At 66.7% G+C, this 7,583-nt stretch carries 3 protein-coding genes; 2 read left to right on the plus strand and 1 reads right to left on the minus strand.

Annotation, left to right across the window (positions count from 1 at the left end; translation table 11 throughout):
* Window positions 1-186: 186 nt before the first annotated feature.
* On the plus strand, window positions 187-4,836 hold the full coding sequence (gltB, locus tag GV790_RS24795; RefSeq protein WP_163816624.1) for a glutamate synthase large subunit: 4,650 nt from the start codon (window positions 187-189) through the stop codon (window positions 4,834-4,836).
* Complete coding sequence (locus GV790_RS24800) at window positions 4,829-6,298, plus strand: glutamate synthase subunit beta (protein WP_163816626.1); 1,470 nt, start codon at window positions 4,829-4,831, stop codon at window positions 6,296-6,298. Before gltB ends, GV790_RS24800 begins: the two co-directional genes overlap by 8 nt.
* 179 nt (window positions 6,299-6,477) lie before the next feature.
* Here the strand turns inward: GV790_RS24800 and GV790_RS24805 are convergent, their stop codons facing one another.
* Window positions 6,478-7,092 carry a hypothetical protein gene (locus GV790_RS24805; protein ID WP_178128302.1) on the minus strand — a complete coding sequence of 205 codons (615 nt, stop codon included), beginning with the start codon at window positions 7,090-7,092 and terminating at the stop codon, window positions 6,478-6,480.
* Window positions 7,093-7,583: the final 491 nt, after the last annotated feature.

Raw genomic sequence — 7,583 nt, forward strand, 5'->3', positions numbered from 1 at the left:
ATAACAGGAGCGGGTGGACAACTAGAGACGTGACTGCACCCAGCGGCGAGCGCCGCGAATCGGATACAGGGAACCATCAGCGCGGCTGGCTTCCCGAAGGTACCGGCGCAGTCTTGACGGAGGCGTTCGACAGGCCGTCTTCGACGGCCGCCCGAATCGAGGGCCGACTTTCTTGAAGGCAGAGGCATGACGCAACTTCCTGGCCACAGGTCACCTGGACCCATCGGTCTCTACGACCCGGCGAACGAGCACGACGCGTGTGGCGTCGCCTTCGTCGTGGACATGCACGGCCGCCGCAGCCGTGACATCGTCGACAAGGCCATCACCGCCTTGTTGAACCTGGAGCACCGTGGTGCCGCGGGCGCCGAGCCCAACAGTGGTGACGGCGCAGGCATCCTGATCCAGGTGCCGGACCGGTTCTTCCGTGCCGTGGTCGACTTCGAGCTGCCGCCGGAGGGCTCCTACGCCACCGGTATCGCCTTCCTGCCGCAGGCCCGTCGCGAAGCCGCCGTCGCCGCGTACGGCGTGGACAAGATCGTCAAGGAAGAGGGCCTCGCCGTCCTCGGCTGGCGTGAGGTGCCGATCGACGAGTCCTCGCTCGGCGCACTCTCGCGCGATGCCATGCCGACCTTCCGGCAGATCTTCATCGGTTCCCCCGCCGACGGCGAGCAGCTGTCCGGGATGGACCTGGAGCGTCGTGCCTACGTCATCCGCAAGCGGGTCGAGCGCGAGCTCGGCAAGTCCGGCGCCGGTGAGGGCGCGGTCGGCCGCGAGTCGGTGTACTTCCCGAGCCTGTCCGGGCAGACCTTCGTCTACAAGGGCATGTTCACCACCCCGCAGCTGCGGGCGTTCTACCTCGACCTGCAGGACGACCGGGTGGAGTCGGCGCTCGGCATCGTGCACTCGCGCTTCTCCACCAACACCTTCCCGTCCTGGCCGCTGGCCCACCCGTTCCGCCGGGTCGCGCACAACGGTGAGATCAACACCGTCAGCGGTAACGAGAACTGGATGCGCGCGCGTGAGGCGCTGCTGCGCTCCGATGTCTTCGGCACCGACTCCGCGGGCAAGAACCGGCTGGAGAAGATCTTCCCGGTCTGCACCCCCGGCGCCAGCGACACCGCCCGCTTCGACGAGGTGCTCGAGCTGCTGCACCTGGGCGGTCGCAGCCTGCCGCACGCGGTGCTGATGATGATTCCCGAGGCCTGGGAACGCAACGAGACCATGGACGCGAAGCGACGCGCGTTCTACGAGTACCACTCGATGCTGATGGAGCCGTGGGACGGCCCGGCATCGGTGTGCTTCTCCGACGGCACCGTCATCGGTGCGGTGCTCGACCGCAACGGCCTGCGCCCCAGCCGCATCTGGGTCACCGACGACGGCCTCGTCGTCATGGCCTCCGAGGTCGGCGTGCTCGACATCGATCCGGCCAAGGTGATCAAGAAGGTCCGCCTGCAGCCCGGCCGCATGTTCCTGGTCGACACCGCGCAGGGCCGCATCGTCGGCGACGACGAGCTCAAGGATCAGCTCGCCTCCGAGCACCCGTACCAGGAATGGCTGGACGCGGGCGTGAGCCGGCTGGCCGATCTGCCCGACCGCCCGCACGTGCACATGTCGCACGACCGGGTGCTGATCCGGCAGCAGATCTTCGGCTACACCACCGAGGAACTGAACCTGCTGATCGCGCCGATGGCCAAGACCGGCGGTGAGGCGCTCGGTTCGATGGGCACCGACACCCCGATCGCGGTGCTGTCGAGCCGGTCGCGGCTGCTGTTCGACTACTTCTCCCAGCTGTTCGCGCAGGTCACCAACCCGCCGCTGGACGCGATCCGGGAAGAGGTGGTCACCAGCCTCAAGCGCAATATCGGTCCAGAGGCCGACCTGCTGCATCCGAGCCCGGAATCCTGTAAGCAGATCGCCATCGAGCAGCCGATCCTGGACAACGACGAGCTGGCCAAGCTCGTGCACATCAACGACGACGGCTCGCACCCCGATCTGCGTTCGGTGGTCGTGCGCGGCCTGTACCCGGTCGCCGAGGGTGGCGAGGGTCTGCGCAGGGCGCTGGCCGCCATCAACACCCAGGTCTCGGCCGCCATCGACGGCGGCGCCCGCATCATCGTGCTGTCCGACCGTGAGTCCAACGAGAAGCTGGCGCCGATCCCGTCGCTGCTGCTCACCTCCTCGGTGCATCACCATCTGGTCCGCGAGCGCACCCGCACCATGGTCGGGCTGGTCGTCGAGGCCGGTGACGCCCGCGAGGTGCACCACATGGCGATGCTCGTCGGCTTCGGCGCGGCGGCCATCAACCCGTACATGGCCTTCGAGTCCATCGAGGACATGATGGAGCGCGGCGCTCTGGAGCTGCCGGGCAGCACCGGCGATCACGCCGCCGATTTCCGCAAGGCCGTGGCCAACTACAACAAGGCCGCGAGCAAGGGTGTGCTGAAGGTGATGTCCAAGATGGGCATCTCCACCCTGGCCTCCTACAACGGCGCCCAGCTGTTCCAGGTGATCGGCCTGGATCAGGGCCTGGTCGACGAGTACTTCACCGGTCTGCGCTCGCACCTGGGCGGTATCGGCCTCGACGACATCGCCGACGAGGTCGCGGCCAGGCACCGGATCGCGTTCCTGGAGAACCGCACCGAGCGCGCGCACCGCGAGCTCGAGGTCGGCGGTGAATACCAGTGGCGGCGCGAGGGCGAGTACCACCTGTTCAACCCGGACACCGTGTTCAAGCTGCAGCACTCCACCCGCACCGGGCAGTACTCGATCTTCAAGGAGTACACCAAGCTGGTCGACGACCAGTCCGAGCGGCTGGCCTCGCTGCGCGGCCTGTTCAAGTTCAAGTCCGGTGAGCGCGCGCCGATCTCGATCGACGAGGTCGAGCCCGCCAGCGAGATCGTCAAGCGGTTCTCCACCGGTGCGATGAGCTACGGCTCCATCTCCGCCGAATCGCACGAGACCCTCGCCATCGCGATGAACCGGCTCGGTGGACGCTCCAACTCCGGTGAGGGCGGCGAGCATCCGGCTCGGTTCGAGGTCGAGGAGAACGGCGACTGGCGCCGCAGCGCGATCAAGCAGGTGGCCTCGGGTCGTTTCGGTGTCACCGCGCACTACCTGACCAATTGCACCGACATCCAGATCAAGATGGCCCAGGGTGCCAAGCCCGGTGAGGGCGGTCAACTGCCCGCGCACAAGGTGTACCCGTGGGTCGCCGAGGTGCGGCACTCCACGCCCGGTGTCGGCCTGATCTCGCCGCCGCCGCACCACGACATCTACTCGATCGAGGATCTGGCCCAGCTGATCCACGACCTGAAGAACGCGAATCCGCAGGCGCGGATTCACGTGAAACTGGTCGCCGAGCCCGGCGTCGGCACCGTCGCCGCCGGTGTGTCCAAGGCGCACGCCGATGTGGTGCTGATCTCCGGCCACGACGGTGGCACCGGCGCCTCGCCGCTCACCTCGCTCAAGCACGCGGGCGGTCCCTGGGAGCTCGGCCTGGCCGAGACCCAGCAGACGCTGCTGCTCAACGGTCTGCGCGACCGCATCGTGGTGCAGGTCGACGGCCAGATGAAGACCGGCCGCGACGTGATGATCGCCGCGCTGCTCGGCGCCGAGGAGTACGGCTTCGCCACCGCGCCGCTGGTGGTCTCCGGCTGCATCATGATGCGGGTGTGCCATCTGGACACCTGCCCCGTGGGTGTGGCCACGCAGAACCCGATTCTGCGCCAGCGCTTCACCGGCAAGCCGGAATTCGTCGAGAACTTCTTCATGTTCATCGCCGAAGAGGTGCGCGAACTGCTGGCCTCGCTGGGCTTCCGCACGCTGGACGAGGCCATCGGCCGGGTCGACCTGCTCGACACCAGCAAGGCCAAGCAGCACTGGAAGGCGGCCAAGCTGGACCTGTCGCCGATCCTCGACGACGTCGAGACGGCGTTCATGTACCAGGACCGCCGCTGCACCAAGACCCAGGACCACGGGCTGGACAAGGCGCTGGACAACGAGCTCATCGCCCAGTCGGCCGATGCGCTCGAGCGCGGCAAGCCGGTCAAGTTCGAAACCAAGATCACCAACGTGAACCGGACGGTCGGCACCATGCTCGGCCACGAGGTGACCAAGCTCTACGGTGGCGCGGGTCTGCCCGACGACACCATCGACATCACCTTCACCGGTTCGGCGGGCAACAGCTTCGGCGCGTTCGTCCCGGCCGGTATCACCCTGCGGGTGCAGGGCGATGCCAACGACTACGTCGGCAAGGGCCTGTCCGGCGGCCACATCGTGGTCCGCCCGGCGCCCACCGCGCCGCCGGAGTTCGTGGCCGAAGAGAACATCATCGCCGGCAACGTGATCCTGTTCGGCGCGACCAGCGGCCTGGCGTTCATCAACGGCATCGTGGGTGAGCGGTTCGCGGTGCGTAACTCGGGCGCCACGGCGGTGGTCGAGGGCGTCGGCGATCACGGTTGTGAGTACATGACCGGCGGCAAGGTCGTCATCCTCGGTGAGACCGGCCGCAACTTCGGCGCCGGTATGTCGGGCGGTGTGGCGTTCGTCTACAACCCGAACGGCACCTTCGAAGCGAAGGTGAACCCGGACCAGGCCGATGCCATCGAGCCGCTGTCCGGCGACGACTTCACCTGGCTGCGCGACATCATCACGCAGCACCGCGACCAGACCGGATCGGCTGTGGCCGAACGCATTCTGAGTGACTGGTCGCAGCAGGTGAACCACTTTGTGAAGGTTATGCCACGCGAATACAAGAAGGTGCTGCTCGCTATCTCCGAGGCTGAGAAGAGCGGCAAGGACGTGGACGAGGCAATTATGGAGGCTGCTCGTGGGTGACGCGCAGGGATTTTTGAAGCACACCTCGCGTGAGCTGCCCAAGCGGCGTCCGGTGCCGCTGCGACTGATGGACTGGAAAGAGGTCTACGAGGAGAACTTCTCCCACGAGACCCTCCAGCGTCAGGCCAGCCGGTGCATGGACTGCGGTATTCCGTTCTGTCACAACGGTTGTCCGCTGGGCAATCTGATTCCGGAATGGAACGACCTGGTCTACAAGGACCGCTGGCGCGACGGTATCGACCGGCTGCACGCGACCAACAACTTCCCGGAGTTCACCGGGCGGCTGTGCCCGGCGCCGTGTGAGGCGTCGTGCGTGCTCGGGATCAACCAGGACCCGGTGACCATCAAGCAGGTCGAGGTCGAGATCATCGAGAACGCCTTCGACGAGGGCTGGGTCGCCCCGGTGTACCCGACCCGGCTCACCGGTAAGAAGGTCGCCGTCGTCGGTTCCGGCCCGGCCGGTCTGGCCGCCGCCCAGCAGCTGACCCGCGCCGGTCACACCGTGACCGTGTTCGAGCGGGCCGACCGCATCGGTGGTCTGCTGCGCTACGGCATCCCGGAATTCAAGATGGAGAAGCGCTTCATCGACCGCCGCCTGGCGCAGATGGAGGCCGAAGGCACCATCTTCAAGACCGGTGTGAACGTCGGTGTCGACATCACCGCCGACGAACTGCGCGAGCAGTTCGACGCGATCGTGCTGGCCGGCGGTGCCACCCAGGCCCGCGACCTGCCGATTCCCGGTCGTGAACTGGACGGCATCCATCAGGCGATGGAGTTCCTGCCCTGGGCCAACCGGGTGCAGCACGGCGATCCGGTCACCGACGCCGAAGGCCTGCCGCCGATCCACGCCCGCGGCAAGAAGGTCGTCATCATCGGCGGTGGCGACACCGGCGCCGACTGCCTCGGTACCTCGCACCGTCAGGGCGCCGAGAGCGTGCACCAGTTCGAGATCATGCCGCGTCCGCCGGAGGAGCGCGCCAGCTCCACCCCGTGGCCGACCTACCCGCTCATGTACCGGGTGTCCTCGGCCCACGAGGAGGGCGGCGAGCGGGTGTTCTCGGTGAACACCGAACGCTTCGTCGGCAAGAACGGCAAGGTCACCGGCCTCGAGGCGCACGAGGTGAAGATGGTGAACGGCCGCTTCGAGAAGGTCGAAGGCACCGACTTCACCCTCGAAGCCGATCTGGTGCTGCTGGCCATGGGCTTCGTCGGCCCCGAGAAGCCGGGCCTGCTCACCGACCTCGGCGTCGGCTACGACCAGCGCGGCAACGTCCAGCGTGACAAGAACTGGGCCACCAACATCCCCGGCGTCTACGTCGCCGGCGATATGGGTCGCGGCCAGTCGCTGATCGTGTGGGCCATCGCCGAAGGCCGCGCCGCGGCGTCTGCGGTGGACACGTTCCTGGAGGGTGAGACCGCCCTCCCGGCGCCCATCACCCCGACGATGGTCGCCCAGCGCTGAGCCGATAGCAGCCGAAAAGGCGTTGTGCAGGATGTGTTCCTGCACAACGCCTTTTGCGTTCTGGGGTTTCGCCCGGTGATCGAAGAATCCGGCGCGGTGCCCGATCGTTTCGGTTCCCGAAACACAAAGGGTGCGCAGGCAATATGCCTGCGCACCCCTACTTACTGTGTCGATTCAGCTCACGGCTGGCCGGTCGCGAACGCGATCAGCGCGTCCAGGAACGGCTGGCCGCCCATCACGTAACCACCGATGACGGCGCCTGCCGGGATGGTGATGATCCACAGGAACGGCACGAAGCAGCCGATCAGGGCGCCGATGGCGATGCCGGGCAGGTTCTTGTTGACCTGCTCCATCAGCCGGTCGTAGGAGCTGATGTCCTTCAGGTTCGAGACGTCCTTCAGCTCGGCGCTGTCCTCGGGCGTCATGGTGGCGGCCAGCGTGACGGTGCGGCCATCGGCGCTGATCTCCTCTTCCACCGCGATCGGCAGGCCCGCGACCTCCGAGCGCAGCGGCACCTGGTCGACGGTCGCGCCGTCCTCGGACTTCAACAGCACGGCCGAGCCGTCCGCGGCGACCTCGAACCGGCCCTTGTCGACGGCCCAGGTGATGGTCTTGTCAGAAGGGGAAACGGTGGTGTTGTAGTTGATACCCTGCACAACACCGGAAGTCGCGTCCCCCGAGGTCACCACGGCCGACTCGTTCGCCACAGCGGGCTGACCATTAGCAGTGGCCGCGGTGATCCCCACCGCGGTGACGGCCATGAAAACGGCAGCAGTGATCTTTCCGAACTTCATTCTGTGAATTCCCTCCGCTTTGCCCGTCCCCCATGAACGGACACACGGTGACCCTATCGCGCGCAATTCGTTGCGCTGCAAGAGGGTTGGACAGCGGCGGAATATCGGATTTGCTGATTCTCTTACGCCGCACGCATATTCGGCTGCCGGAATTCGAAACTCTAGGTTGTCGGCTCTTTTCCGGGGATCGCTATGTGTGTGCTGAAGCTCCCGGGGGTGATGGCTCCTCCGCCGGGGTCGAGAGAGCGGACCGTGCCGGCCGGGTGGGGAATGAGTGGTTTCGGCGTGGGCGGCCCTCGACCGACATGCCCGGTGCGCGCCGCCTGCCGCCATGCGGCACAGTAGGGGTGTGCAGTTGATTCTCGTTCGCCATGCCCAGCCCGTCCGGATCGAGCAGGTCGATGGGGCGGCGGATCCGGGGCTGGCCGAGAATGTCCTGGAGCAGGATATTGACCACCCCACCGTGCGCGAACGCGACCACGGTATCGGTG

It is taken from the genome of Nocardia cyriacigeorgica (assembly GCF_010858045.1).
Classification (GTDB): Bacteria; Actinomycetota; Actinomycetes; order Mycobacteriales; family Mycobacteriaceae; genus Nocardia; species Nocardia cyriacigeorgica_E.

What these genes read in the sequence shown, in the direction of transcription:
- gltB (WP_163816624.1), top strand. Translation starts at nt 187, where the DNA reads ATGACGCAACTTCCTGGCCACAGGTCACCTGGACCCATCGGTCTCTAC.
- GV790_RS24805 (WP_178128302.1), bottom strand. Translation starts at nt 7,092, where the DNA reads ATGAAGTTCGGAAAGATCACTGCTGCCGTTTTCATGGCCGTCACCGCG.